A 24537-nucleotide genomic window follows, 5' to 3' on the forward strand; every position below is an offset into this window, starting at 1 on the left:
TGTATACTACATCACAAAAATGTGCGTACTTCTAAATGTGTTGTCTATCCATTACTATAGGCATAGGAACAGGAAAACGTCAATTCCTTATCATGAACGGTACACAGAAAGGGAGTATGGAGGATGGAGAACACAAGCACAGCAACTGAAATGACGAAAGAGCAGATTTTGGCGGCCTATGAGTACAGACATGCGACCAAAGAATTCGACAGCAGCAGGAAGATCAGCGGAGAGGATTTCGGCTTCATTCTGGAGACTGGACGCCTGTCACCGAGTTCGTTCGGCTTCGAGCCCTGGAAGTTTGTAGTTGTCCAGAACCCGGAGCTCCGGCAGAAGCTGCTGCCCTACGCCTGGGGCGCCCAGAAGCAGCTGCCGACCGCAAGCCATTTCGTGCTTATTCTCGCAAGACAGCCGCGTGACCTGGCAGCCGACTCAGAATATATTCAGAGTATGATGTCGGAGGTACAGAAGCTGCCGGTTGAGATTGCAGAGGGCAAGCAGCGGGTGTATGGCGCATTTCTGAAAAACGATTTCGGCCTGGCTGGCAATGAGCGTGCGATCTTCGAGTGGGGTGCGCGCCAGACGTATCTGCCCCTTGGCAATATGATGACTGCAGCCGCGCTGATCGGCATCGATTCCTGTCCGATTGAAGGCTTTGATAAGCAGAAGATGGAACAGCTTCTGGCCGATGAGGGGATTATGGACCCTGAACATTTCGGGCTGGCCTGCATGGTAGCCTTCGGCTACCGTACCAGTGAGCCGCGTGTCAAGACCCGGCGGCCCGCTTCCCGGGTGATAGAGTGGATCTAAGGGCGGCGTCGTCAACGGACAGGAGAACCTGCTGAGAATCTAAAAAGAAACGGGTGCAGCCCTCAAGGCAGCACCCGTTTCTTTTTGCAATCTGGAGAACCTGCGGCAGTTCCTGCTTCCGCGTCTACCGTAATGAAAGTACATAGAAGAGTCGAAAACTTATTGAAAATTTACTGAAAATTCTGCTACTCTTAGGAGGTCAACCTGCTGCCCGTAAGCGGCCGCTTAAGATCGTCATTTCAAGATTGAAGGGATTCCTGCATTATGAAAATCATCCGCATTATCGCCGACGTCTGCTTGCTGTATGTGTTCTTCCTGGCCGGAGACTATTTGCAAGAGCTGCTTCATTTGCCGATTCCAGGCAGTATCGTGGGACTGTTGCTGCTGTTCGTTCTCCTGCTGCTGAAGATTGTGCCGGTGAAGCTGATCGAGAACGGCTCGTCCTTTATCCTGGCGTATCTGCCCATGTTCTTCATCCCGGCTACCGCAGGCATTATGAACCATCTGGATATTTTCAGCGGAAGAGGGCTGCTCCTGATCGGCATTCTTGTCATCAGCAGTGTGCTGACCATGGTGGTCACGGCACATTCCAGCCAGTGGATTGCCGCCCGCAGCGTCAAACGGTTAACACGCCGGACGTACCGTGCCCGTAATCTCCACGGGAAGGGGAAGGAAGCATGAGAATTCTGCTGGCTGCCGGCTTCGTGCTGATGAACGTAGTGATCTATCTGGTCATGTCCATGCTGTACAAACGCTACCGTCTTCCGGTTCTGCTGCCTGCACTGACCGCAACATTTACAGTGGTCGTGCTGCTGATGGGCTTCCATATCTCTTATGAGACTTATATGATTGGCGGCGACTGGATTAACCGCCTGCTGGGACCCGCGGTAGTATCGCTGGCCTATCCCTTATACAAGCAGCGGCATGTGCTGTGGAAGAATCTCCCCGCCATTCTCGGCGGAACGGTCACCGGACTTATGGTCGGAATGTTCAGCGGACTGCTGATGGCAGCCGGACTCGGCTTCTCCAAGCTGTATGTGCTGTCTATTCTGCCCAAGTCGATTACCACCGCTGTAGCAATCCAGATCTCCAGCAATCTCGGCGGAGATTCATCGCTGACCTCCGTCTTTGTGATGGTTGCCGGCTTTACCGGAGCAATCGGCGGCCCCTATATAATCAAGCTGTTCAGAATCCGCAGCGAGTCTGGGATCGGCATTGGCCTGGGCACAGCTTCCCATGCCCTCGGCACTGCCAAAGCGCTGGAATACGGCGAGGAGTCAGTCTCCATGAGCTCTGTAGCCATGACCGTATGCGCTATTGTCGGCTCCATTGCCGGACCGCTAGTCGCCTGGATCATGTACCATTAAGCTTAGAGACTTTCAGTAATCAGCCGTTCACGCGCAGCCGGATCACATTCCAGGAAGCGGCCGGAAGCATTGCACTCACCCGGCCGCCGTCTGCGGCTGCCGTTCCCCGGTTGTGCGGAAGCACATTCGACGGGTTGGAGCGGGTATTGGCCGCCTGAAGATCCTCATGCTCAAGAACCGTGTGCTGAATAACCTCTACAGCGCCGAAGCTCCGCAGATCAACCGCCAGCTCCATGCCTTCGCTCAGATGGCGGTTCACTGCAAACACAGTAACCTCGCTTAGCTCCTCATTATATACACTGACCGCTTCCAGATAAGGAACGTCGGTGAAATCCTTGGAGTCATATTTCGCACTTGTAATCAGCGGGTGAAGCACCGTCCCCCGGCCGTAGATGGAGGCATGCATGTAAGGATAATAAGTGGTCTGCAGCCACAGCGGACCTCCGTCCTCCGTCATAATCGGTGCAATGACATTAATGAGCTGTGCGATACAAGCCATTTTGACCCGGTCTGCATGCTTGAGCAGGCTAATCAGGCAGCAGCCCACCACCAGCGCATCCTCCAGGGTATAGACATCCTCGAATTCAGGCGGTGCAATCTGCCAGTGCTGCTCAGCACGGCTAGAGCCCTGCGACTTCCACACATTCCATTCATCGAGTGACAGGTAAATCTTTTTCTTGCTTTTCTTCTTAGCCTTGATATAATCACATACTGCTGCTACGCTGTCGATGAACTGATCCATATCGAGCGATTGAGCCAGGAAGTTCGCTGTATCTCCATCATTGTTATTGTAGTAGGTGTGCAGTGAGAGGAAATCAACATTATCGTAGGTGAGATCCAGAACTGTAGCTTCCCATTCGGCAAAAGTACTCATGTTGCTGCCTGAGCTGCCGCAGGCGACAAGCTCCAGGGAAGGGTCCACCCAGCGCATCGCTTTGGCGGTCTCATTAGCGAGCCTTCCGTATTCGACCGCAGTCTTGGCTCCGATCTGCCATGGACCGTCCATCTCATTACCCAGACACCAGGTGCGGAAATTGTGCGGAGCCTTGTAGCCATGGGAGATCCGCAGGTCACTCCAGTAAGAGCCGGAGGGATGGTTGCAGTACTCGACCAGATTCCTTGCAGCGTCGATTCCCCGGGTGCCGAGATTTACTGCCATCATTACTTCGGAACCGGCCAGCTTGGCCCAATCGGCGAATTCATTCGTGCCTACCTGGTTAGTCTCTGTAACCCACCAGGCAAGTTCAAGAGAGCGCTTCCGTTCCTCCTTGGGGCCGACGCCGTCTTCCCAGTTATAGCCGGATACGAAGTTGCCTCCCGGATAACGGATGATTGGTACGCGTAGTGCCTTAATGGCCTCCAGCGCATCACCGCGGAATCCGTTCGCATCAGCGGTAGGGTGTCCCGGCTCATAGATTCCGCCATACACGGCCCGGCCCAAATGTTCAATGAAGGAACCGTACAGCCTTGGATCTACCTCGGCCAGCTTGAAGTCTTTGTCGACAATCATCTTGGATTGAATGCTCATAGTTAGAAGCTCCTTTGTGTTAGATTAATGAAATGGTTAATCGTTCAAGCCTGTTTATGATTACATGATACGAATTACGGGGTATACTAAGCAATAACTAATTTCAGGATTAATATAATAACTAATTCAAAGAGCGCGGAGGGTCACCAATGTATTTAACCACAGATTCTGAATCGCTGAAGGTCTATGAAGCACTTGCCAGCGAAGTGCGGCTGCGGATCATCGATCTGCTCAGCAGTGAAGAGATGCATATTAAGGAGATTGCAGCCCGGTTGTATCTCAGCAGCGCCATTGTCAGCTCGCATGTAGCGAAGCTGCAGAAGGCGGGCATCGTCAGCTCCCAGATGAAGCGGATCGATGGGGGGACTTATAAATTCTGCTCACTTTCTGCGAATTTCTTGCAGATTAAATTATCCGGGGCCAAAGGAATCGCCCGCAAGGTGGTCGAGGTCTCTGTCCCTGTCGGGCATTACACCGACCTTGAAGCCTCACCGACCTGCGGCATTGCTACCACTGAGAAGCTGATCGGGTATTATGACGACCCGCGTTATTTCCTGGACCCGCAGCGGGTAGATGCCGGCATTCTCTGGTTCGCCAAAGGCTACGCGGAATATAAGGTTCCGAATTATCTGTTCATGGATCAGACGGTGCAGGAAATTGAGATATCCATGGAGATCGGCTCGGAGGCGCCGAGTGTGAACGAGAAGTGGCCTTCGGATATCTCTTTTATGATGAATGGCATTTCGCTTGGCAAATGGACCAGTCCCGGTGACTTCGGCGTAATGAGAGGCCGGCTGACCCCTGCCTGGTGGAAATCGGATGTGAACCAGTATGGGCTGCTGAAGGTACTTAGAATTAATGCAGGGGGAACTTATATAGACGGCCAGCAGATATCGGCAGTTACCATTGATCAGGTGGGCTGGCAGCAGGATCAGTGGAGCTTCAGGTTCACGGCGGAAGACACCACCCGAAGGCGGGGCGGCTTAACGTTATTCGGGCGCGGCTTCGGGAATTATGAGCAGGATATTGTGTTTCGTGTGTATTATGAGTAAGCGGGACCTGTCCGCCGAATGGCAAGTGAACGGCCAAGATAAGGAATACGCAGCTTTGTTCAAATGGGATGTTTGCAAAAGGGGTCCGCGGGTAACTATAACTACGTAGTTCAAATCGCGCACAGCTTGCATACAAGGAGGAATTCACATGTCAGATCATTCCGGTAATGAAGCAGACATCCGCAACAAAGAGAATAAAGACGGGGATTCACTCGCAGAACGCAAAAAGATGGAGAATGGTGTGGACATTGAACCGGAAGCCGATGATTGGGAAGCCAAACCGGCTGAAACCGCCCATCCTGACCCGCTGCCTAAGAATTAGGGGATGGGGGATTAGGGTGTAAGACTAAGGCATAAGGTATAAGACATGCTGCCCCGTCTTAAGGAAGAATAAGGTATAAGAAGCAAGGCATAAGGCAAATGCAAATAGCAGACTGTTCCTCACGGAGCAGTCTTTTTTCTGATTTAGGAATCACCAGCTTTCAACGGTTCCAGACCAACGGAGTAAATAAGGAGAGGAGGTCTGGAGTGTATGCGAAAAACCGAAGACAATCGAGCAATGAGCTGGCGCGTAGCTAATGATTCAAATGTATGCGAAAAACTGAACACATTGTATTGGTGAGAAGGTTAATCGGCAAATGTATGCGAAAAAACGAACACAATTGCTGGCGTGTAGGCGAAAGGGTCCAAATGTATGCCAAAAACCGAATACAATCGTTGGGGTTTAGGCGAAAGGTCCAAATGTATTCGAAAAACCGAATACAATTTGGATTTGCCGATGAGTAGAGAACCAACATTGTTCAAGCGTTTGGTCAATGTGTTCGAGGAAGCTAAAGGCCCGCAGCCATGTGCAGACCCGCCAGATATTCCCGTCATAATGTCCGGTGCTCGGAGACATACTAGCTCCAATTGGAAAATAATTGGGACCGGAGGCTCGAATAACTACGATGACACCGTTACTTTTACAGCAAAGTTACAGTATAGTGGCTGCGGTAAGCCCCTATCTGTTCTATTTCACTGTATATTCGTTCCTGGGATGGGTCCTTGAAGGCAGCTATAACCTCTATAGCACTGGGACTTTTCGGAAAGAAGGCTTCCTCAAAGGGCCATTCAAGCCCATGTATGGCTGCGCACCGTTGCTGCTACTGGCAGCACATGAAATTAGGCTTTCCTTTCCGTTATTCCTGCTGCTTGCGCTGATTATCCCTTCGGCGGTTGAATTTGTCAGCGGCTGGCTGCTTAAGGGGATCTTTCGTAGACAGTGGTGGGATTATTCAGGGATGCCGTTTCAGCTTCAAGGGCACATCTGCCTGAAATTCTCGCTGTATTGGTGGGGACTGTCACTACTTTGCTTCTATGGCCTGCAACCGCTGGTAAACTTCCTCTACCTGTATTTGGAACGGGTATGGATACTAGTGCTGCCCATCGCCCTGCTGCTATTCACGGCGGATCTGCTGTGGACGTTCCACACCCGCCGCCGCGGGCTGCAACTGATGCAATTGATGCAAGTGCTGGAGCCACCGGAGCTTGGTGAGGGCTAAGGAATCAGTGACGAATGTGAATACAAAAAAACAAAATAACCCGAATAGCCCAAAATATCTCCGCCTTATGGCTGGAGATATTTTACGTTATATAACCGTTTTGTTCAATAACAGATTTATTTATCGATCCTTTAATCCTTTTAGAGTTTGACCATATTCTTGTATAACATCGGAAAGACAATCCATGAAATCCTTATCAACATCGGCCGGAACTATGACTTTAGTGGGTTTTGTGATTATCATCTCTTTGCTGGAGTGGAGTATATCATCCATTGTGACCTCTCCTTATTATAATTTGCACTTATATAACAATTGTACGCCAGACAAGGAATATCATACAACCATGTCAAATATAGTGCTAACCCGGTTAATTCATAAACCGTGGAGCGGGAGGGCGCATGAAGAACTTTTTCAGCAAATACAGTCGGGTTATTATTATTCTTGAAACGCTACTTATTGCGGGACTCTCACTATTGCTGGTATGGGAATTCAACAAGCCGGTTCCTCTGGTCAGGGACCAGCGGGACTTGATTACGCATTTTGATCAGCTGGATTTGGACAGAATTACAGAAATGATACATAGATTTAAGGAAGGCAAGGGAGATAACCTCACTATGCTTCAATGGGGTGTTGACAGCGGGCCGTATATTCATGATTTCTACAACGATGGCAGGGTACTGCACTGGACGGTGGACAATAGCCGGGACTGGGCAGGAGACAGCGGGAAGATTGAATATGTGTGCAGGGAGATCCGGCTTGCTGAGACTGAAGAATACTATAGGGTAGAGCTGACGGATTGTGAGAATCAGCCGGATGATTTCGAGGTTTATCCGGTTTCTTTCCGCAAGGATGAGCTGTAGGCTGGAATTAAGAATGATATAGGGACTAATTGGATTCAAGTCAGGAGGAAGCTTCATGTCAATGTCTGAGTATTACCGGGAGCTGCGCGGGAAGGCCGGCAGCGGGCTGTTAATGATACCGTCTGTAGCGGCTGTGGTAAGAGATGAACAGGATCGGATTCTGCTGATCCGCAAAAAGGATGAAACGTTATGGGGTCTGCCTGCCGGAGCGGTTGAACCTGGAGAGACCCCGTCCAGGGCACTGCGCAGAGAGGTGTTCGAAGAGACCGGCTTAATGGTAACGCCTGAACAGATTATCGGCGTATTCGGCGGTGAGAAATTCAGATATGAATATAGTAATGGGGATCAGGTAGAGTACACGGTTATTGTATTTGAGTGTGTCATTGTTAAAGGACAGCTCAGGAGTCTGGACGGGGAGGCGGAGGAGCTGAGATTCTTCAAGGAAGACGAACTGCCCGGGCTAACAATCCCTTACCCCCCCAAGCTGTTCGTGCGGGATGGTGCTGCGCCCAGGAAGGTTATATGGGATTGAAGATTGTATTTCATTAATGAAGGAGTAGTTACGATTGCGGATTTTGAATTTACGATCAAGAATGATCTACTGCGGCGCAGTACTGCTAGCCATTGTACTGGGTCTTGGGACCAGGGCATACGGGAACTCGCTGCCGCACTTTGTCAGCGAGCACTTTGGGGATGCAATTTGGGCAGGAATGATCTACCTTGCTTCCCGGGTGTTGCTGGTCCGGCATCCGCTATGGATTTCGCTTGTCCTTAGCCTGTGCTTCAGCTTCGGAATTGAGTTCAGCCAGCTCTATCAGGCAGAGTGGATTCTGCATGTGCGTGCTACAACCCTTGGCAGCCTAATTCTCGGTCACGGCTTCCTGTGGATTGATCTGGTCCGGTATACTGCCGGAATCCTGTTCTGCTGGACGGTTGACCAAATCTTACAAAATTGATTCTGGATCATATAGGAAGAAGAATATATATTAAGTGAGGCGATCCGGTCTGTAATAATATGGAATACGAATGCCGGTCATCTGCCGAACGCTGCTTAATATGGAGATGAGTAACTGTAAATGACGAACAGTTTATTGGTGGTATGTCTGTTGACTCTGATTATTCATACGACGGAGACCTTGTCGTATTCGGTGCGTTTTGCCGGAGTGAAGCTGAACAAGATCGCTATCGCATTATCCCTGACCGGAATTATTGTACTGGTCTCCAGAACCGCAAATATGGTACAAGGCCCCTTAACAGCGAAGTTCGTAGATTATGCCAAAGCTGACGACAGCTTCCCGCTGCTCAACTATTTGCGGATTATTATGCTGGCATCTTCACTGGGGACATTGATCGCCATTGCGTTGTTTCCGACCTTCGTAGGACTGTTCACAAGAGTGATCTCCAAGCTGGAGATCGAAGGCTCCATCCCCAAGCTTCTGACGAGTGTAACGGTCAGCCAGCTCAAGAATACGCGCAAATATATCCGCAGACCGAAGGTCAGGCTCAGCAGCTTCCGTTATCTTGGCATTCCCAAACGCTTCATCGTGATGAATGTCTTCGTGACGGCCTTCTACACGGTAGGCGTATTATCCTCGATGTATGCGGCCAAGCTGTTGCCGGCGTTCAGCACCACTGCTTCCCAGGCATCGGGCCTGATTAACGGGATAGCAACGATACTGCTGACAGTGTTCATCGATCCGCAGCTGGGAATCATTACGCACAAGGCAACGGAGAATGCGGAGTACCGGGACCAGCTCGGGAAGATCTATGTACTTCTGATGGGCTCGCGCTTCCTGGGATCTCTGCTCGGCCAAGCCTTGCTGGTACCCGGTGCCTTCATCATCACCTGGCTGGTGAAGCTGCTCTGACCTTCATAAATAAGCTACTTCGGCAGCTTCAGCTCTGCGGCACGTAGCGCCGTGCTGATCTGTTGCTCCCAGCCATATAACTGTGCGGCCATAGTACGGATCTCCTTCATCCGGTTATAAGACAGCTTCATTGCAGCCGCAGCCTGGGTGGCGTCCCCCGCCTGGACAGCGGCTTTGTAGCGCTTGTCGGCCTCGGTTCTCTCTGATTGTGCGGCTGAGAATAGCTTGTTCTGGGCGGCGATCTGCTTCTTGAGCAGGGAGATCGGAGCAAGGGCATCCTTAACCGGTTTGTTCTTCGCTGCAGTTAACGCTTTGGCTTCTGCCAAGGCTGTGGTTGCCTTCTTCACTTCAGCCCGTGCTGCGGCAGCGGCAGCCTTCAGCTTATTGCGCTTCAGCTCTAGCACAGTGGCACTCTTCAGATTGCTTGCCTTACGGGCAGCGGTGATCTGTTTGTTGAGAGCAGCGTACTGGTCCAGGAGCGGAGCATACTTCTTCTGAACCGCTTCCGAGGCAGTCTTAAGCTTGGCGAGCTGTGCAGCATTAGTGGCTTGAAGCTGCTTGTTCACGGCGGCAAGGGCAGTGTTATTCTGCTTGCGCAATTCCTGATTCCGCTGAAGGTCAGACTTCAGCGATGCCTGTAGACCGGTATAGTCTGTGTACAGATTATGAATCTCGTCCAGCGCAGCATCCCACCCGGAATCCGCAGAGACACTAGACAAGGGATAGGCCCACAATGACAGGATGATCAACAGCACAGCCACTCTTCGTACAGTTCTCTGCGACAAAGGAGTAACAGCTCCCTCACCTTGCCAATTCGTGAAGTCCGTGAATTTAAACATTGCCTTCAGCTCCTCTGATTGTTCATTTTGGCAATAGACACAAAGAAGCACCTCCAAGAAAGGCATGAACTGCCTGTCCTGCGAGGTGCTTCTCCCGCTTAATGTGTGTTACCTGTGCATTTACTATAACCCCGGTGAAGCTGCATAGTCAAGTGTTTTTAGGAACGTAGGTTCGCGAAATGGGATATTTATCTTCTTTTTGTATATGACTCTGCCGGAAAATCTAGTAGAATATATCTGTAGTTTACAATAATATATAAAGTTCGACATCTTGGTACTCACACGAATAGGAGATGCATTATGCAACTTAGACATGTGAAAATAAAAGGAACAGGCAAATATTTGCCGGAGCGTGTAGTCAGTGATGCAGAGCTTGATAAGATCCTTGGCACAACACCGGGCTGGGTGAACAAAATCACCGGCGTCGGCACCCGTCATTATGTGGGAACCGATGAAACCGCCTCCTACATGGGAGCAAGAGCCGCTGAAGCAGCCCTCGCCGACGCAGGCCTCAGCTTCAGTGAGGTCGATTGTCTGGTGTGTACGAGCGGAACCAAGGAGCAGCCGCTGCCGAGTACCGCCGTGTTCATTCAGCAGGCCATGGGTCAGGCGGATTCCGGTGTGCCGGCTTTTGATATTGATGCGACTTGTCTCAGCTTTCTTGTAGGGCTTGATGTGATGTCCTATATGGTGGAAGCGGGGAGATATAAGAATGTGCTGCTGGTGGCTACTGAGATTGCATCGGTAGGGCTGAACTGGCAGGACAAGGAGAGCTCAGCCCTGTTCGGTGACGGAGCAGCGGCAGTGGTGATCGGGCCTGCGGAGACCGGGGATTTCTCGTGTATACTCCATGCTTCGCTCAAAACCTACAGCAGCGGTGCGCGTTATTCGGAGATTGCCGGGGGCGGGACAAGGTTGCATCCCCAGAATTATACAGCAGAGGATGCACTGCCCTATCTGTTCCATATGGATGGACAGGCTATATTCCGCAAGGCGTCCAAGCTGCTTCCCGATTTCATTGCTGACATGCTGGGCGCCACAGGCAATAAGATGGACGACTTCAAGCTGGTCATTCCCCATCAGGGCAGTGCAATGGCCATGCGTCTCCTGCGTAAAAAGCTGGGCATTGCCGAGGACCGCTTCCTCGACAATACCGAAGGCCATGGCAATACGATTGCAGCATCCATCCCGATGGGGCTGCATGAAGCGATCCGTAAGGGCCGGATATCGCGCGGAGACCGGATCATGCTGATCGGCACAGCGGCAGGGCTGTCTCTGGGAGGCATGATTATTGAGTACTGAGGCCCGGCGTATTCTGATTACCGGCGGACGCGCTCCGGTTGCCCTGGAGCTGGCAAGGCTATTCAAGGCGGCGGGCCACCGGGTATACGTGGCGGAAAGTGCTGAGTATCATTTGTGCCGGGTATCCTCTGCCGTCGAGGCCAGCTTCCAGGTGCCTGCTCCAAGATATCAGCCGCAGGCCTATATCCAGCGGCTGGCTGCGTTAACGCAAGAGCTAGGCATTCACTGTTTGATTCCGACCTGTGAGGAGATTTTCTATGTCTCTGCCGGTCTTGAGCATCTAACGGGGTGCCGCGTACTTACGTCAGACCGGAGGATTCTAGCCGGGCTGCACCATAAAGGGGAGTTCATGGTCCTGCTCCGTTCACTTGGATTCAAGGTCCCGGACACGGTGCTGATCAGCAGTGGGGAAGAATGGCGGAGAGCTGTGAAGCAGGCAGCAGAGAGCGGGGAACAGCGGGTCTATAAGCCTGCATATTCCCGCTTTGCCTCGAAGGTCATTCTCCCGGATAAAAGACCCGCTCCAACTAATCCGCGTAGCCGCGTTCCGCGAGAAATAGATCCACCAGCCGGACTATCGGCCGAGGCTCCCTGGGTGTCCCAGGAGTACATTCAGGGCAGAGCGGTTTGTACGTACAGCATACTTCACGAAGGCATAGTTGTGGCGCATGCTGCGTATGACAGCAGGTACAGGACGGGGCGCAGTGGGGCCAGCGTGTATTTTGAACCGCTGGAGCATCCTGCGGCTCTGGAATGGGTCCAGCGGTTCGCCGCAGCAACCGGCTTCAGCGGCCAGATCGGATTCGATTTCATCGAACCGGAGAACGACATGTTGTATCCGATTGAATGCAATCCGCGCGCAACAAGCGGTATTCATCTGTTCACGCCGGAGGAAGGGCTGACGGAGGCGCTGCTGAATCCCGGTCTGCTCGTGCAGAGCGGAACAATTATTGTTCCACGTTCAGCCCGCACAGCTATGCTGACACTGCCTATGCTGGGCTGCGTGCTGAAGCCGGGCCACGGAGGATTCCGCAGCTGGCGGCGGGCGCTGTTTGGAGCAGCAGATGTGGTCTACCGCAAGGATGACCGCCGCCCTGCCCGCGAGCAGTTCCGCATAGTATACGCCGCCTGGAAGACAGCCAGGCGTCACCGCATCTCGATCACAGAGGCGTTAACTGAAGATATAGAATGGAATGGTGAGGCATGACCAAAGCGCTGGTAACAGGTGCAACCGGATTTCTCGGACGGCATACCGTCCGGAGGCTGGCCCGGATGGGCTGGGAGGTCTACGCGCAGGGACGCAACCCGGAGCAGGGGAAGCAGCTGGAGCAGGAAGGGGCAGTGTTCCTGGCCGGGGATCTGCGTGACCCGGAAACTGCCTATAGCTTTTGCCGGAAAATGGATATTGTCTTCCATTGTGCAGCCTTGTCCTCACCTTGGGGGAAGTACAAGGAGTTCTATACATGCAATGTGGAGGCTACAAGCCATATAGTTGAGGGGTGCAAGCGGCATGGCGTAGGAAGGCTTGTTCATATCTCCACGCCCAGTGTATATTCCAGCCAGCGGCCCCGCTTCGGCATCCGGGAGAGTGATCCGCTTCCCGGGCGGCCGGCCAATGCTTATGCCGCAACGAAGCTGATTGCCGAGCAGGTAGTCCGGCAGGCTTCGGGTGAAGGACTTACTGCCTTCATGCTCCGGCCCAGAGCCATATTCGGCCCGATGGACAACGCCTTGTTTCCCCGGCTGCTGGCAGCGAATGAGAGCAAGGGGGTGCCGCTGATGAATGGCGGCGCGGCGCGGCTTGATCTCACATGCGTAGATAATGTAGTCGATGCCATGCTGCTCTGCTGTGAAGCCCCGGTCTCTGCTTCCGGCAGCGTCTACAACATCACCAATGGTGAGCCGCTAAGGTTCGAAGAGCTGGTCACCCGGCTATTCTCACTGCTGGGGCTTCCGCTGCGCACCCGGCGTCTGCCCTACCCGGTAGCTTATACCGCAGCGGCTCTAATGGAGGGGATTTACAAGGTGCTGCCTATCCCGGGGGAGCCGCTGCTGACCCGTTATTCTGCAGCCGCACTCGGTATCTCCCAGACACTGGATATTACACTGGCCCGCAAGCAACTGGGTTATCAACCGCGTATAACAACAGACGAGGGACTTCGTGCCTTTGCAGAATGGTGGAGGGAACAGCAATGATTACAGAAATTCCAGTTGGATTATCTATATTGTCTGCGGGCTATTGCCTGCATCCCGAGCGGCTGACGCTGCGCGGAGGCACACTGAAGCCGGTTGCCTTCCCGGCAGGTTATGCCCTGATCCGGCATCCGGAATACGGACCCATCCTGTTCGATACAGGCTACAGCGCGCGTTTCTTCCAAGAGACAGCGAGTCTGCCAGCCTCCCTATACCGCAAGATTACTCCGGTTGTCTACAAGGAGGAAGAGAGTGCAGTGCGGCAGTTGCAGGCAGGCGGGATCTCGCCGGAGGAGGTGCGGTATGTGGTGCTGTCGCATTTTCATGCCGACCATATCGGCGGGGTACGGGATTTTCCGCAGGCACAGTATATTTATTTGCAGAAATCTTACGATGCCGTATGCGGGCTGGGTCCTGTGCGGGCTACGAAGGCGGGATTCCTGCCTGGGCTGCTGCCGGAGGATTTCAGATTACGCTCTATCCCTGTGGACGAAACCTCGGCGAAGCGTGCGCTGCCGCAAGGCCTTCCGTTCTCGGAAGCCTATGATCTGCTTGGAGACGGCAGCCTGCTGGCGGTTGAGCTGTCGGGCCATGCCGCCGGAATGATCGGCGTATTCGTCTCTACCGGCGAGCATGATTATCTGTTCTGCGCAGATACGGTCTGGTCGAGCCGGGCGTTTCGGGAGAACCGTAAGCCGCACCCGGCAGCAGGCCTGATCATGTCCAGCCGGACAGAATACCACCGCAATTTCGAGCGGCTGCGTCAGCTGCATGAACAATTTCCCCTGCTGCGGATTGTGCCCAGCCATTGCCGCGAGGCGCTTGCGCACTGGGGAACAGAAAGTGTGACATGAAGCGCATTAGACTGGTGATCACCCATTATATTCTCACTAAGTGGGGCAGACACTGGAAGAACCGGGCAGCGCTCGAGCAGTGGCAGGAGAAGCGTATCCGGCTCCATGCAGATAAGGTGAGGCAGGGCTCGAAGTTCTACAGGGAGCTGTGGGCAGGCATTCCGTCCAAGGATTGGCGGAGCTTCCCCGTGATCGGGAAGCAGGAGATGATGGAGAATTTCGATCAGCTCAACACAGTTGGCATTACGAAGGAGCAGGCCTTTGCCGAGGCCTATGAAGCGGAGAACAGCAGGAACTTCAAGCCTACGCTGCAAGGCGTCACCGTCGGGTTATCCTCGGGAACCTCCGGCAACCGGGGTATTTTTCTTGTTGGAGAGGAAGAGCAGGCTGCCTGGACCGGTACGGTGCTCGCGAAGCTTTTGCCGGGTGGACTGTGGAAGCGGGCGAGAATTGCTTTTTTCCTGCGGGCAAACAGTAATTTGTATGAATCTGTGAAGCAAGGACGGCTGCAGTTCCGGTATTTCGATCTGCTGGAGCCGCTTCCCCGGCTCTTGAACCGAATGAAGGAGTACCAGCCGGATATCTGGATTGCACCGCCGTCCATGCTGCGACTGCTGGCTGAGGCACAGCAATCAGGTGAGATGAAGCTGCATCCCCGCCGGATCATTGCGGTTGCGGAAGTGCTGGACCCGCTTGACCGGCAGCAGATTGAGCAGACCTTCGGGCAGAAGGTCCATCAGGCCTATCAGTGTACCGAGGGCTTCCTCGGGGCTACCTGTAGTCACGGGACGCTGCACCTCAATGAAGATATTGTACATATCGGTAAAGAAATGCTGGATGAACAATCACGCCGGTTCGTGCCCATCGTGACCGATTTCTCCAGAAGTGTGCAGCCCATCGTCCGCTACCGGCTGAATGATATTCTGACCGAAGCGGCAGAGCCGTGTCCCTGTGGTTCGCTGTTCACGGCCATTGAGCGGATCGAAGGACGCTGTGACGATATTCTGTATCTGCCCCATGCGGCAGAGAGCACGCACGTTACGGTATTCCCTGATTTCGTTACCCGGGCCGTGTTGGCGGCTTCCGCAGACATTGAGCATTACAGGGTCATCCAGCACAGCCTCACTGAGCTGGAAATCTCCTATCGTACACGAACCGGCACCGATCATGGCACAGAGCAGCAGATTACAACAGAGCTGACGCGCTTGTTCGCGAGGCTGTCCTGTATCCCTCCGCAGCTGACTTTTACCGCCTACAATTTCGTGCCCGGAACTGTGAAGCTGCGCCGGGTGGAGAGGAGCTGGAAGCCGTGAAGAACCGGGTAACGCAGTATGACCGTGAATCTGCTCAGGAGTTGGACTGGCCGGATACGGAGTATGGGCGGTATGCCCGGGAGTATCTTACACCGCTGCTGGAGCGGGGAGCGCAACCTTTTATCGCCAATGTGAGTACAACTGTTAAGGTGCTGACCATCGATGGGCTGCCGGTTCCGATTACCGTCAATGAAGCAGACTATGACAATTCGTATGTATGCTCGCCCTATACCCACTATGTTAGCTATGCGCGTGAGGAGCTGGCCCTGCTCAATAACCGGATGCTAGAGGGCTTATTGTCGCTAATGCTCACAGGAGTGGGCTGGATGCTGCGGCAAGCACGGTTCAACCGGGTGGTTCAGGTGAATAACTGGCTGCTGTCCACCAATCTGTATCCTGCCTTAAGTGAGGAACAGATGACGGCGATACTTGATTATCTCCGCCAGATTTATCCCGGTTATACGTTAATCTATCGTTCGCTTAGCCGGGAGACCTCGGGAGAACTCATTGCCAGACTGCAGGGATATGGCTGCAAGCTGGTTCCAAGCCGGCAGATCTACCTGCTGCATCCGAATACCTCCGGCTCCAAGGCCAGATGGCTGGTCAAACGCGACAGGAATCTGCTGGCGAAGCATGGCTATACCGAGGTTGGCCCGGAGGAGATCACACAGGAAGACATTCCCCGGATCGTGGAGCTGTACAGACTGCTGTATATTGATAAATATTCGGCCTATAATCCGCAGTTCACCGAAGCCTATATTGCCCTAGCGCTGGAACGGCGGACCTTGCAGATCTACGGTCTGCGCAAGGAGGGAAGGCTGGATGCGGTGCTGGGCTTCTATGAGCGGGAGGGCGCGATGACTGCGCTATTGTTCGGTTATGACACAAGTCTGCCTCAGTCTTTAGGACTCTACCGTATGCTGTCCGCTGTGCTGATCGGGCTTGCGGGCAGCAGAGAATTATTACTGCATGAGAGCTCCGGCGTCGGCCAGTTCAAGCGCAACCGGGGAGCGGCTGGAGCCACTGAATATTCGGCGGTGCATGATCGGGGGACCTCGCTGCTGAACCGCTGCGGCTGGTCCATCCTGGAGCTGCTGCTCCGGCGGATCGGCATGCCGCTTATTCAGAAGCTGAAGCTGTAGGCCGGATTCTGTATACTTTACTTAATAATGAAAGAAGGTGCCCCATGAACACTAATGTAGGCCAGCCCCATGGGCATGAACCGGTGGCACTGATTACCGGAACCTCCAGCGGGTTCGGGCTGCTGACGGCAATTACGCTGGCCCGCAGAGGGTATCGGGTCATTGCCACCATGCGGGATATCGGCCGCAGCAAAGAGCTTGTTCAGCAGGCTGAGCAAGCAGGTGTGCGGGAGCGTATTCATCTGCTGGCACTGGATGTCACGGACGAAGCTTCGATTGCGTCGGCCGTTCAGGCTAGTCTTGAGCTTGCCGGGAGAATTGATGTGCTGGTGAACAACGCCGGCTTTGCCGTAGGCGGATTCGTGGAAGAGGTGAGTATGGAGGCATGGCGAGGGCAGCTGGAGACCAACTTTTTCGGCCTGATTGCCGTAACAAAGGCAGTGCTTCCCCTGATGCGGGTCCAGCGCAGCGGCCTGATTATTAACGTGAGCAGTGTCAGCGGCCTGAGCGGATTCCCGGGCTATGGTCCCTATGCCGCCTCCAAGTTTGCGGTGGAGGGATTCAGCGAGAGTCTGCGCCAGGAGATGCTCTCTTTTGGCGTCCGCGTTGTACTGGTTGAACCGGGCTCCTTCCGTACCCCCATCTGGGACAAAGGGATTACGGGCATGCACAGAAATGAAAGCTCCCCGTATCACACCAGGCTTGAGGAAGTACTGCGGTACTCCCGGCGGGCGTCCGAGACAGCTCCCGATCCGCAGGAGGTAGCTGACCTGATAGGACGGATCACTGCGAAACGTGCACCGAAGCTGCGCTATCCTGTAGGCCGGGGCTCGCGGGTGCTGATGATCGCCAAGGCCCTGCTTCCCTGGAAGGTGCTGGAGAGCATCATCTCCAAATCACTGCGGTCGATGAAGTGATAGTATGACAGAACAGAATTGGGGTGGATGCTTTTGCCGGGAACGGTTGGATTACATATATGCTTTGATGAGCAAGGCCGGGAGATTGAGGTGCTGGATGTGACCCGGGTCGACAAGGACACCTACCGGATTGAGGAGACACCGATTTTTAACCCGGGGATTGCGCTTGGCGATATTATCCGGGTCAGTGAGCGTGAGGGGATCGCGTATTACATTGAGACGGTGAAGAAGTCCGGACTTGTCCGGTATGCCTGGCTGCTCAGCAAAGAGGCGGCGGCTTCCGGCGAGATCCGCAGCTTCACGGAGCGGGTGACAGAGCACGGGGGCAGATGGGAGCAGATCTTCGGCGGATTGCTGGTGATTTATCTCCCTAAGCACTCTCTAGTAGACGCAGAGCTGGAAATGTCGCGGATTATCAAGCATTTTGAAGGTTAATTATACGAATCTGAGGTGAAGGAAGTTGAAGAAATTCTTGAAGCAGTGGGTGCCGAGTATTGCCATTGGCATTATTCTATCCTTATTTATCCGTACCTATGTAGCGGAAGCAATGCGTGTGCCTACCGGTTCGATGATTCCGACTATAGCGATTAACGACCGGCTTGTGGTGGACAAAATGCTCTGGAATACCTCGCTGAAGCATGGCGATATCGTGGTGTTCCATCCGCCGGTTGCCGAAGATGCGCAGAAAAGATATGTAAAACGGCTGATCGGACTGCCGGGCGATGTGATTGAGATCAGGGATGGAACCTTATACCGTAACCATGAGGCGGTCGATGAGCCATACCTGCAGGAGAAGATGACCTATACCTTCGGGCCGGTCACCGTTCCCGCAGACCATTATTTTTTCCTGGGCGACAACCGTAACGTCAGCTATGACGCTCACTTATGGGAGACTCCGTTCGTAGACAAGGATGCGCTGATCGGAAAAGTACTGTTTGATGTGAACCAGTTATTCTAAATCGGGTAGTCGACCACCACTACGTTATCCAGCATTCCCTCCAGCATCGACACGAACTTCTGATGGGCCGGGTGAGGCCCATACTCACGCAGGGCTTCCTGACTCTCAAAGGTCACGCGGAGCCCCAGCGTATAGCCGTGGACATTCTGCTGCTCCTCGGTCACATTAACGCCTGCTGTAAGGTCAATGATACCGGGGATTTGCTTTTTCAGCGCCAGAAGTGCTTGTAACAGGGCTTGCTCCTGACCTTTATCGAAATGCTCATTGAAGCGGAAGATGACGAGATGTTCATACATATTGGATAAATCCCCCTTGGACAAAGTGTTGGACTGCATTAGAGATTATACTACAAATTGGACAGATGGAGGTTGAATACGTTGACCGGAGATTTCCTGGCCATAACCGACCGGGTCAAGGCGCCTAACCCTGTTAGAGTCTTGATAGGTGTGCTGATTCCCATAATTATTCTGACACTGCCCCCTAACATCGACCCGGATAGACATTTCTATTTATACTACATCAGACTGGTATGGATTGGACTAAGCATCGCAGCCTGCCTCTTCATTATTATCAACGCGCTGCGGAAAGAAGGCCTTCTTCAGTGGGAGACGGATTCGCTTATTATTCGCAAAAACCGTATCTCTGCGTCAGGGATCAAGGTCATTTACATAGATGGTCCGATAGTAGGAATATTGCCTGCAGGCAAACGGATTGTCCCGGTTAATCTCTGCTTCAGGTTCACAGATGACACGGCAGCGGCAAGGAAGAGACTAATGAACTGGGCGGAAGAGAACGAAATTAGGCTAAAGTACAAGAGATTTGTCAGATGGCTCTGAACAGAATATGGAAAGGCGTCTAAAGACAGGGATTCTAGAGAACTAGATTGTTTGGAGTTTGTGACTTTCACCGGATTGTTACTTTACCGTCTGTTGACTATGATCAAGTGGAGCATAACGGAATATTCCTAATCATACAAAAGGGGTGCTGGTACTTGAAAGTACATGTCACGGATCTGAAGCACGGTGATTGTCTCATGGCAGACACTTTCAATGGTGTAGGGCTGCACGTTCTCCCCAAGGGGACGCGTGTGGAGCGGGAAGAGATTAGTATCCTGATCCGGCACAAAATTGATTATGTCGATATCGAGCCGCGCAGCGGGCTGCATACGGGTGAGGAAACTGCACCCAGCCACGGGCTGCATGATGATTTTGATCTCGCTATTTTGAATTATGAAGCGATTTTTCTGGAAGCCTTGACGAAGGGCAGCTTCTCGCAGTCTGTAGTCGATGATACACTGAAGCCGCTTCTGGAGACCTTGGAAGGTCAAAAGGATGTTGTCTCCCTGCTCCTTCTGCTTGACCGGGATGACATCGATACATATCACCACTCATTACAGGTGGGCTTATTATCCTATTATATTGCTGCGTGGATGGGTTACTCCAAGGAGGAGCGTTACCAGATCAGCCGTGCGGGCTATCTGCATGACATCGGCAAAAGCCAGGTGCCCCTGTCGATCCTGAACAAGCAGGGTCTGCTGACGGACTCCGAGAAGGAGGAGCTGGCACGCCATACCTTCTATGGTTATGATCTGATCCGCGGCTCCAAAATGGACGAGGTTACCGCGCTGGTAGCTCTCCAGCATCATGAGTACGAGGATGGCTCAGGCTATCCAAATCAGCTGCTCAAAAAAGAGATTCATCCGTACGCCCAGATTGTTTCGGTAGCCAACATCTATATGTCGCTGACCACTTCTACTGCGAACCGTCCCAAGCAGGGGCTGGTTACGGTGCTGCGCAAGGTGCATGAGATGGGCTTCGGCAAGCTGAACGAGACGGTAGTGCAGGCATTGACCGGACATTTACTGCCGAGCTTTGTGGGCAAGAATGTACAGCTCAGCAACGGCGAAGTGGGTATGATCGTCATGAATAATCCGCTGGACCTCTTTAAGCCGCTGGTAAAAGTGGGCGAGGGCTTCCGCGACCTGTCGCGTGAACGCAGCCTGTCCATCGATGAAGTGGTGAGCTGAATAACCGGATGAAGAGACACTGTCCGCAGCGTCCTCTTCTAATGAACGGCCGGACTGTCCTTCTGGACAGTTTGGCTTTTTTTCGTGTGCAGAGAGAGGAAAGGAGGTTGCGCGCAGGAACCCAGGTGACCGGAGGAAGGTTTGTATTCACGCCATAGATTGGCTATGATTAATGAGAGATGGAAGAGTTGCATAGTGATTCTAGTCATTGTACAGCAGCATAAAGGAGAAATGAAGATGCATATCGACAACCAGTTAGAGAAATTGAAGCAGCTCAAATACGAGCTTACCCGCTTTATGATGATTTACAAATTCGCTCTTGCCGAGATGGAGACCAAGATTGATATTCTGAAAGAGGAATTCCAGCTTCTTCACGACTATAGTCCGATTGAGCATACCAAGTCCCGGATCAAATCCCCGGAGAGCATTATGAAGAAAATGCTGCGCAAGAACAGTGAGCTGTCCCTCCCACAGATCAGAGCCAGTATCAAGGACATCGCCGGGCTGCGGATCACCTTTTCGTTCATTTCAGATATTTATCAGGTTAGCGCCATGCTGCAGAAGCAGGACGATCTCAAGGTGCTTGAGGTGAAGGATTATATTAAAAACCCGAAGCCGAACGGTTATCAGAGTCTGCATCTGCTGATCGAGGTTCCCGTATTCATGTCGGACTGTCAGGAGCATGTCTGTGTTGAGGTACAGATCCGCACGATAGCTATGGATTTCTGGGCCAGTCTGGAGCATAAAATTTTCTATAAATACAGCCAGGCGGTTCCAGAGAACTTGACCCGTGAACTTAAGAATGCGGCTGACAAGGCGTATGAACTCGATCTGCAGATGGAGCGGCTGCACCGTGAAATTAAGGAAATCAAGGATTCGCAGGAGGACGAAGATCCATTCTCCGAGTTGCGGGATATGATCCTTAACAATCAGCAGTTCAGTCTGCCTGATAACTTTGTTAAGCTGTTGAAGGAATAGAGGATGCTTTGACAGAAAGACATATACATACAGGAGTTATCAAGGGAGCGACTACAGGATGAGTGACAAGCGTCTTTGTACCATTGCAGTGAACCAGGCGGGTTATTCAAGCGGAGGAGATAAGCTGGCTCTGTTCTCCGGGAACACCCTGCGTTACCATATAATTGACACAGGAAGTGGGGATGTGGTATTCACCGGACAGACGGGGGCTAATATTAAGGATAAGCCCAGCGGCTGCCGTGTGCGCAGCGGAGATTTCTCGGCGCTTACCTTACCCGGGAAGTACCGGATCGAGGGGGCGGAGGGGGAACACTCCGCTGCATTTGTTGTTGCAGACAAGCCGTATCAGGAGCTGCAGCGGGGATTGCTGAAAGCCTTCTATTACTACCGCTGCGGCCTGGAACTTGAAGGAGAGTATGCGGGAGCCTGGGGGCATAAGGCCTGCCATCTGGCAGAAGGTACAGTCATCGGCCAGCCCGGGTTGAGACTGGACAGCAGCGGAGGATGGCATGATGCAGGAGACTATGGAAAATACTCCGGGCCTGGTGCGAAGGCCGTAGCGGATCTTCTTCTGGCCTGGGAGCTGTATCCTGCGGCGTTTGCTGGTGTACATACACTTCCAGAGAGTGACGGCAGCCTGCCGGATGTCCTGCTGGAATGCACTGTTGAGCTGGACTGGCTATTCAAAATGCAAGAGTCCGGCAGCGGCGGGGTCTACCACAAGCTGACCACAGCGCATTTCCCCGGCCTTGATGTGATGCCGGAGGAGGATACGGCGGAGCTGTATTTCTCGCCGGTCTCTGCGGCTGCTACCGGGGATTTCGCCGGTGTGATGGCTATGGCGGCGCGGATCTACAAGCCGTTCGATGAAGCATATGCGGCGCGGTGCCTGGAAGCCGCGCGGGCTGCCTGGAGCTGGCTGACTGTGCATCCGCATGTGCCGGGCTTCACCAATCCGCGCGGGATTACCACGGGGGAATATGGCGATAAGGTAGACAGTGACGAGCGCTTCTGGGCAGCGGCGGAGCTATTCCGCACGACGGGAGATGAACAGCTCCATAGTGCAGCTCTTGAGCTTGCCAAGCTGCCGTTCCCCAAATACAGCTTCGGCTGGGGGGATATGGGCGGCTATGGCACACTGGCTTATCTGCTCATAGGGGAAGCAGGCACGGAGCCATCTCTCTATGCAGAGCTTAGGGAGGGCTTGCTGGCAGAAGCAGACCGCCTGCTGCGGCAGAGCCGTCATGACGGCTACAGAATCTCGCTGCTGGAGCAGGATTATATCTGGGGCAGCAATATGCTGGTCATGAACCATGCCATGCTGCTGCTGGCAGCGGAACATTTCAGCGGGGTACAGGAATATGCAGCTTGTGCTCTAGATCACCTGCATTACTTGCTGGGCCGCAATGTGCTGGGGATCAGCTATGTGAGCGGCTTCGGCGAACATGCGGTCATGCATCCCCATCACCGCCCGTCTGTAGGCGATCATGTGCTTGAGCCGGTTCCGGGCCTGGTGGTTGGCGGTCCGGACCGGAGGCTGCATGATAAATATGTGAAGAAGCATTTGCGGCGCAAACCCGCAGCCCAGTGCTACGCAGATCACGAGGACAGTTATTCCACGAATGAGGTGACGATCTACTGGAATTCACCGGCATTGTTCGTGACGGCGAGATTCAATTGCTGATCAGTTAAGGAGACGGGCCCATGCAGTCATTCAAAGTGATTAGTCTGGATATGTTCCAGACCCTGGTGAATATTGAGAGCAGGCGGGCAGAAGTCTGGAGGCCGATTCTCCAGCAGAAGTTCAGTGAAGAAAAGGCACTGCAGCTCGGTAAGCAATTGCTGAGCCGTTATTATGCCGCAGCCTGCGAAGCCCGGGAGGCGGGTACTTTTATCAGCAGCAGGGAGATCTATTACAGAGGATTTCAGGACGTATTCCAGGAGTCCGGCTTGGATTACGATTGCGAGCGGGCAGTGGATAACCTCTTTACCCAGCACAGGCTGTCGGAAATGTATGATGACACTGAGGCCTTCTTACACCGCATATGCCGGGATTATCAGGTATGTATTGTAAGTGATACAGATGATCTTATGCTCCCTGAGTTCTACCGGAATTATCCTATATCGCTGTTCACCTCGGAGACTTATCAGTCGTATAAGAATGACACGCATAACCGTATGTTCACTGAGGTGATAGCTCATTATGGGGTGGAGCCGGAGCAAATTATCCATATTGGAGACTCGGCGTCAGATATCCTCGGAGCAGCCAGAGCCGGAATCAAGTCCTGTTGGCTCAACCGGAACGGTCAGTCCTGGGAGCTTGAAGTCAAGCCTGATGTTACAGCGGGAACACTGGAAGAGGCCCATGGGCTGATATCCAATGAACAATAACAAAGGAGCTGTGAGCGAAATGAACGACAATGTGGAAGAGCAGGAACTGGAGTTGTTAAAATACCCGATTGGAAGATTCGCCGCTAAGGGGAACCGGACAGCAGAAGTGCGGGAAGCATCCGTTGCCGTCTTTAGGCAGTTGGCAGAGGAGCTGCGGGCAGCAGTAGAGCCGTTAACGGTTGAACAGCAGCAGACCCCTTACCGGCCGGGCGGCTGGACTGTGATTCAGGTCGTGCACCATCTCGCCGATACGGGGATGTATGCATACCTCCGCTTCAAGCGGGGGCTGACGGAGGAAGCGCCGCTCGTTCCAAGCTACAGACAGGATCTGTGGGCAGAACTGAGCGATTCTTCCAACGAGCCGGTGGAATCCTCACTCCAGCTCATCGGACTGCTTAACCGCAGATTCGCAGCCTTACTGGAATCCTTGCAGCCTGAGGATTATGACCGGACCTTCATAAGCGGTGGTCTTGGTGAGATGACACTGGATACTGCAGTGGAGAGGTACATCTGGCACAGCCGCCATCATATCGCGCAGATTACAGCATTGATCCGGCGAAGCGGCTGGTAAGTGATAACTTTGTTTTACCATGAACAG

Annotated in this window: 28 protein-coding genes; 25 read left to right on the plus strand and 3 right to left on the minus strand. The window is 53.1% G+C overall.

Features of this window, described 5'->3' with window-relative positions:
- Window positions 1–123: 123 nt before the first annotated feature.
- From MKX63_RS25000 to MKX63_RS25010, 3 genes are all read left to right on the plus strand, one after another.
- Complete coding sequence (locus MKX63_RS25000; protein WP_341020932.1) at window positions 124–810, plus strand: NAD(P)H-dependent oxidoreductase; 687 nt, start codon at window positions 124–126, stop codon at window positions 808–810.
- 264 nt (window positions 811–1074) lie between these two features.
- On the plus strand, window positions 1075–1491 hold the full coding sequence (locus MKX63_RS25005; protein WP_341020934.1) for a CidA/LrgA family protein: 417 nt from the start codon (window positions 1075–1077) through the stop codon (window positions 1489–1491).
- Window positions 1488–2177 carry an LrgB family protein gene (locus MKX63_RS25010; RefSeq protein ID WP_341020936.1) on the plus strand — a complete coding sequence of 230 codons (690 nt, stop codon included), beginning with the start codon at window positions 1488–1490 and terminating at the stop codon, window positions 2175–2177. The genes MKX63_RS25005 and MKX63_RS25010 overlap by 4 nt, the downstream gene beginning before the upstream one ends.
- A gap of 19 nt (window positions 2178–2196) precedes the next feature.
- Here MKX63_RS25010 and arfA read toward each other — a convergent pair whose 3' ends face one another.
- Window positions 2197–3705: an arabinosylfuranosidase ArfA gene (gene arfA, locus MKX63_RS25015; protein WP_341020939.1), complete on the minus strand. Its 1509-nt coding sequence runs from the start codon at window positions 3703–3705 to the stop codon at window positions 2197–2199.
- 149 nt (window positions 3706–3854) lie between these two features.
- Between arfA and MKX63_RS25020 the strand changes: the two genes are divergently transcribed.
- The 7 genes from MKX63_RS25020 (at window position 3855) to MKX63_RS25050 (ending at window position 9026) form a co-directional block, all read left to right on the plus strand.
- The gene (locus MKX63_RS25020; RefSeq protein ID WP_341020941.1) at window positions 3855–4757 is read left to right on the plus strand and encodes an ArsR/SmtB family transcription factor; all 903 of its coding nucleotides are present in this window, start codon (window positions 3855–3857) and stop codon (window positions 4755–4757) included.
- Between the two features lie 148 nt (window positions 4758–4905).
- A complete protein-coding gene (locus tag MKX63_RS25025) occupies window positions 4906–5079 on the plus strand; it encodes a hypothetical protein (protein WP_179090391.1) in 174 nt (57 codons plus the stop codon).
- A gap of 625 nt (window positions 5080–5704) precedes the next feature.
- Complete coding sequence (locus MKX63_RS25030; RefSeq protein ID WP_341020943.1) at window positions 5705–6298, plus strand: putative ABC transporter permease; 594 nt, start codon at window positions 5705–5707, stop codon at window positions 6296–6298.
- Window positions 6299–6696: 398 nt separating this feature from the next.
- Entirely contained in the window at window positions 6697–7158 is a 462-nt protein-coding gene (locus MKX63_RS25035; protein ID WP_341020947.1) for a hypothetical protein, read from the plus strand.
- A gap of 55 nt (window positions 7159–7213) precedes the next feature.
- On the plus strand, window positions 7214–7690 hold the full coding sequence (locus tag MKX63_RS25040; protein ID WP_341020948.1) for an NUDIX domain-containing protein: 477 nt from the start codon (window positions 7214–7216) through the stop codon (window positions 7688–7690).
- Window positions 7691–7733: 43 nt separating this feature from the next.
- Complete coding sequence (locus tag MKX63_RS25045) at window positions 7734–8114, plus strand: ribosomal maturation YjgA family protein (protein ID WP_341020950.1); 381 nt, start codon at window positions 7734–7736, stop codon at window positions 8112–8114.
- Window positions 8115–8234: 120 nt separating this feature from the next.
- The gene (locus MKX63_RS25050; protein WP_341020953.1) at window positions 8235–9026 is read left to right on the plus strand and encodes a lipid II flippase Amj family protein; all 792 of its coding nucleotides are present in this window, start codon (window positions 8235–8237) and stop codon (window positions 9024–9026) included.
- A gap of 14 nt (window positions 9027–9040) precedes the next feature.
- Here MKX63_RS25050 and MKX63_RS25055 read toward each other — a convergent pair whose 3' ends face one another.
- A complete protein-coding gene (locus MKX63_RS25055; RefSeq protein WP_341020954.1) occupies window positions 9041–9865 on the minus strand; it encodes a hypothetical protein in 825 nt (274 codons plus the stop codon).
- Between the two features lie 300 nt (window positions 9866–10165).
- On the opposite strand from MKX63_RS25055, the gene MKX63_RS25060 reads away from it, so the two are divergent.
- From MKX63_RS25060 to lepB, 9 genes are read left to right on the plus strand one after another with little or no spacing between them, the layout of a single operon-like run.
- Complete coding sequence (locus MKX63_RS25060) at window positions 10166–11167, plus strand: beta-ketoacyl-ACP synthase III (RefSeq protein ID WP_341020956.1); 1002 nt, start codon at window positions 10166–10168, stop codon at window positions 11165–11167.
- Entirely contained in the window at window positions 11157–12374 is a 1218-nt protein-coding gene (locus MKX63_RS25065) for an ATP-grasp domain-containing protein (protein WP_341020958.1), read from the plus strand. The genes MKX63_RS25060 and MKX63_RS25065 overlap by 11 nt, the downstream gene beginning before the upstream one ends.
- Complete coding sequence (locus MKX63_RS25070) at window positions 12371–13363, plus strand: NAD-dependent epimerase/dehydratase family protein (RefSeq protein WP_341020960.1); 993 nt, start codon at window positions 12371–12373, stop codon at window positions 13361–13363. The genes MKX63_RS25065 and MKX63_RS25070 overlap by 4 nt, the downstream gene beginning before the upstream one ends.
- On the plus strand, window positions 13360–14214 hold the full coding sequence (locus MKX63_RS25075) for an MBL fold metallo-hydrolase (protein WP_341020962.1): 855 nt from the start codon (window positions 13360–13362) through the stop codon (window positions 14212–14214). The genes MKX63_RS25070 and MKX63_RS25075 overlap by 4 nt, the downstream gene beginning before the upstream one ends.
- Window positions 14211–15527, plus strand: a complete 1317-nt coding sequence (locus MKX63_RS25080; RefSeq protein ID WP_341020964.1) for a F390 synthetase-related protein — start codon at window positions 14211–14213, stop codon at window positions 15525–15527. Before MKX63_RS25075 ends, MKX63_RS25080 begins: the two co-directional genes overlap by 4 nt.
- A complete protein-coding gene (locus MKX63_RS25085; RefSeq protein ID WP_341020966.1) occupies window positions 15524–16669 on the plus strand; it encodes a GNAT family N-acetyltransferase in 1146 nt (381 codons plus the stop codon). The genes MKX63_RS25080 and MKX63_RS25085 overlap by 4 nt, the downstream gene beginning before the upstream one ends.
- A 44-nt stretch (window positions 16670–16713) precedes the next feature.
- Entirely contained in the window at window positions 16714–17586 is an 873-nt protein-coding gene (locus MKX63_RS25090; RefSeq protein WP_341020968.1) for an SDR family oxidoreductase, read from the plus strand.
- Between the two features lie 27 nt (window positions 17587–17613).
- Entirely contained in the window at window positions 17614–18021 is a 408-nt protein-coding gene (locus MKX63_RS25095) for a DUF4265 domain-containing protein (protein WP_341023264.1), read from the plus strand.
- A gap of 25 nt (window positions 18022–18046) precedes the next feature.
- On the plus strand, window positions 18047–18544 hold the full coding sequence (gene lepB / locus MKX63_RS25100) for a signal peptidase I (RefSeq protein WP_341020970.1): 498 nt from the start codon (window positions 18047–18049) through the stop codon (window positions 18542–18544).
- On the opposite strand, the gene MKX63_RS25105 is transcribed toward lepB, so the two are convergent.
- Window positions 18541–18840, minus strand: coding sequence for a Dabb family protein (locus tag MKX63_RS25105; protein ID WP_341020972.1), 300 nt, complete (start codon window positions 18838–18840; stop codon window positions 18541–18543). The two genes, lepB and MKX63_RS25105, sit on opposite strands and share 4 nt — an antisense overlap.
- Before the next feature lie 81 nt (window positions 18841–18921).
- On the opposite strand from MKX63_RS25105, the gene MKX63_RS25110 reads away from it, so the two are divergent.
- The 6 genes from MKX63_RS25110 to MKX63_RS25135 all read left to right on the plus strand — a co-directional run bounded on the left by MKX63_RS25110 (window position 18922) and on the right by MKX63_RS25135 (window position 24510).
- Entirely contained in the window at window positions 18922–19380 is a 459-nt protein-coding gene (locus tag MKX63_RS25110; RefSeq protein ID WP_341020974.1) for a hypothetical protein, read from the plus strand.
- Window positions 19381–19535: 155 nt separating this feature from the next.
- Complete coding sequence (locus tag MKX63_RS25115) at window positions 19536–20570, plus strand: HD-GYP domain-containing protein (protein ID WP_341020977.1); 1035 nt, start codon at window positions 19536–19538, stop codon at window positions 20568–20570.
- Window positions 20571–20807: 237 nt separating this feature from the next.
- On the plus strand, window positions 20808–21548 hold the full coding sequence (locus MKX63_RS25120; RefSeq protein WP_341020979.1) for a GTP pyrophosphokinase: 741 nt from the start codon (window positions 20808–20810) through the stop codon (window positions 21546–21548).
- A gap of 58 nt (window positions 21549–21606) precedes the next feature.
- Complete coding sequence (locus MKX63_RS25125; RefSeq protein ID WP_341020980.1) at window positions 21607–23232, plus strand: glycoside hydrolase family 9 protein; 1626 nt, start codon at window positions 21607–21609, stop codon at window positions 23230–23232.
- Window positions 23233–23252: 20 nt separating this feature from the next.
- A complete protein-coding gene (locus MKX63_RS25130) occupies window positions 23253–23939 on the plus strand; it encodes an HAD family hydrolase (RefSeq protein ID WP_341020981.1) in 687 nt (228 codons plus the stop codon).
- Complete coding sequence (locus MKX63_RS25135) at window positions 23929–24510, plus strand: YfiT family bacillithiol transferase (protein ID WP_341020983.1); 582 nt, start codon at window positions 23929–23931, stop codon at window positions 24508–24510. Before MKX63_RS25130 ends, MKX63_RS25135 begins: the two co-directional genes overlap by 11 nt.
- Window positions 24511–24537: the final 27 nt, after the last annotated feature.

Source organism: Paenibacillus sp. FSL R7-0179 (assembly GCF_038002265.1).
Classification (GTDB): domain Bacteria; phylum Bacillota; class Bacilli; order Paenibacillales; family Paenibacillaceae; genus Paenibacillus_AQ.

Coding starts and splice junctions, on each gene's coding strand:
- MKX63_RS25040 (WP_341020948.1), top strand. CDS start 7,214: ATGTCAATGTCTGAGTATTACCGGGAGCTGCGCGGGAAGGCCGGCAGC.
- MKX63_RS25020 (WP_341020941.1), top strand. CDS start 3,855: ATGTATTTAACCACAGATTCTGAATCGCTGAAGGTCTATGAAGCACTT.
- MKX63_RS25125 (WP_341020980.1), top strand. CDS start 21,607: ATGAGTGACAAGCGTCTTTGTACCATTGCAGTGAACCAGGCGGGTTAT.
- MKX63_RS25035 (WP_341020947.1), top strand. CDS start 6,697: ATGAAGAACTTTTTCAGCAAATACAGTCGGGTTATTATTATTCTTGAA.
- MKX63_RS25135 (WP_341020983.1), top strand. CDS start 23,929: ATGAACAATAACAAAGGAGCTGTGAGCGAAATGAACGACAATGTGGAA.
- MKX63_RS25090 (WP_341020968.1), top strand. CDS start 16,714: ATGAACACTAATGTAGGCCAGCCCCATGGGCATGAACCGGTGGCACTG.
- MKX63_RS25060 (WP_341020956.1), top strand. CDS start 10,166: ATGCAACTTAGACATGTGAAAATAAAAGGAACAGGCAAATATTTGCCG.
- MKX63_RS25000 (WP_341020932.1), top strand. CDS start 124: ATGGAGAACACAAGCACAGCAACTGAAATGACGAAAGAGCAGATTTTG.
- MKX63_RS25050 (WP_341020953.1), top strand. CDS start 8,235: ATGACGAACAGTTTATTGGTGGTATGTCTGTTGACTCTGATTATTCAT.
- MKX63_RS25030 (WP_341020943.1), top strand. CDS start 5,705: ATGACACCGTTACTTTTACAGCAAAGTTACAGTATAGTGGCTGCGGTA.
- MKX63_RS25070 (WP_341020960.1), top strand. CDS start 12,371: ATGACCAAAGCGCTGGTAACAGGTGCAACCGGATTTCTCGGACGGCAT.
- MKX63_RS25130 (WP_341020981.1), top strand. CDS start 23,253: ATGCAGTCATTCAAAGTGATTAGTCTGGATATGTTCCAGACCCTGGTG.
- MKX63_RS25010 (WP_341020936.1), top strand. CDS start 1,488: ATGAGAATTCTGCTGGCTGCCGGCTTCGTGCTGATGAACGTAGTGATC.
- arfA (WP_341020939.1), bottom strand. CDS start 3,705: ATGAGCATTCAATCCAAGATGATTGTCGACAAAGACTTCAAGCTGGCC.
- MKX63_RS25025 (WP_179090391.1), top strand. CDS start 4,906: ATGTCAGATCATTCCGGTAATGAAGCAGACATCCGCAACAAAGAGAAT.
- MKX63_RS25105 (WP_341020972.1), bottom strand. CDS start 18,840: ATGTATGAACATCTCGTCATCTTCCGCTTCAATGAGCATTTCGATAAA.
- MKX63_RS25095 (WP_341023264.1), top strand. CDS start 17,614: ATGCTTTTGCCGGGAACGGTTGGATTACATATATGCTTTGATGAGCAA.
- MKX63_RS25055 (WP_341020954.1), bottom strand. CDS start 9,865: ATGTTTAAATTCACGGACTTCACGAATTGGCAAGGTGAGGGAGCTGTT.
- MKX63_RS25075 (WP_341020962.1), top strand. CDS start 13,360: ATGATTACAGAAATTCCAGTTGGATTATCTATATTGTCTGCGGGCTAT.
- MKX63_RS25120 (WP_341020979.1), top strand. CDS start 20,808: ATGCATATCGACAACCAGTTAGAGAAATTGAAGCAGCTCAAATACGAG.
- MKX63_RS25080 (WP_341020964.1), top strand. CDS start 14,211: ATGAAGCGCATTAGACTGGTGATCACCCATTATATTCTCACTAAGTGG.
- MKX63_RS25005 (WP_341020934.1), top strand. CDS start 1,075: ATGAAAATCATCCGCATTATCGCCGACGTCTGCTTGCTGTATGTGTTC.